At 55.8% G+C, this 294-nt stretch carries 3 tRNA genes; all 3 read left to right on the forward strand.

What is annotated here, in order from left to right:
• Positions 1-3 precede the first annotated feature (3 nt).
• Positions 4-95, forward strand: a tRNA-Ser gene (locus tag Q0779_RS23865).
• Positions 96-115: 20 nt separating this feature from the next.
• A tRNA-Arg gene (locus Q0779_RS23870) sits at positions 116-192 on the forward strand.
• Between the two features lie 25 nt (positions 193-217).
• Positions 218-294: transfer RNA gene (locus tag Q0779_RS23875), tRNA-Arg, on the forward strand.

Here is a 294-nt window from a genome sequence, read left to right on the forward strand (position 1 = left end):
AACGGAGAGGTGGCCGAGTGGCCGAAGGCGCTCCCCTGCTAAGGGAGTATGGGCTTTAACTCCCATCGAGGGTTCGAATCCCTCCCTCTCCGCCATTTCTTACAATAGATACGATGCGCGTGTAGCTCAGCTGGATAGAGTACCTGGCTACGAACCAGGCGGTCGGAGGTTCGAATCCTCCCACGCGCACCATCTATTAAAATTCATTGAAATCAATGCGCGTGTAGCTCAGCTGGATAGAGTACCTGGCTACGAACCAGGCGGTCGGAGGTTCGAATCCTCCCACGCGCACCA

It is taken from the genome of uncultured Shewanella sp. (assembly GCF_947491715.1).
Lineage (GTDB): Bacteria > Pseudomonadota > Gammaproteobacteria > Enterobacterales > Shewanellaceae > Shewanella.